At 55.6% G+C, this 392-nt stretch carries 1 protein-coding gene; it reads left to right on the top strand.

Annotated elements, in window-relative coordinates; translation table 11 throughout:
• Positions 1-12: 12 nt before the first annotated feature.
• Positions 13-392: ABC transporter transmembrane domain-containing protein (locus tag D7Y13_RS44575; RefSeq protein ID WP_244222514.1), on the top strand; the 380-nt coding region annotated here is incomplete at its 3' end.

The following is a 392-nucleotide window of genomic DNA, read 5'->3' as shown; positions in this document are numbered from 1 at the left end:
ACGCTAGAGGGCGTGTTGACGATCGTGCGGATGTATCTGTTCGCCAGCACCACCCATCGCGTCGATCTGCTGCTCGGCAGCGAAATTATTCGTCACCTGCTCAGGTTACCGCTGAGTTTTTTCGAGAAGCGTCCGGTCGGGGAACTCTCTGCCCGCCTGTCTGAGCTAGAAAATATCCGCCAGTTCTTGACCGGAACCTCCTTAACCGTCGTGCTGGACGTGATTTTCTCGGTTCTCTACATCGGCGTCATGTTTCTCTACAGCGTTCAGCTCACGCTCTGCGTTCTGCTGACGGTTCCCGTTGTGATCGCCTCGACGCTGGTGGTCGCTTCGATTCAGCAAAAGCTAATTCGCACCAAGGCCGATCGCGGTGCCAAAGTGCAATCCTACCT

The organism is Corallococcus praedator, assembly GCF_003612125.1.
Lineage (GTDB): Bacteria > Myxococcota > Myxococcia > Myxococcales > Myxococcaceae > Corallococcus > Corallococcus praedator.
Note: the sequence above shows the minus strand (reverse complement) of the source record. Positions and strands in the feature narration are given on the sequence as shown.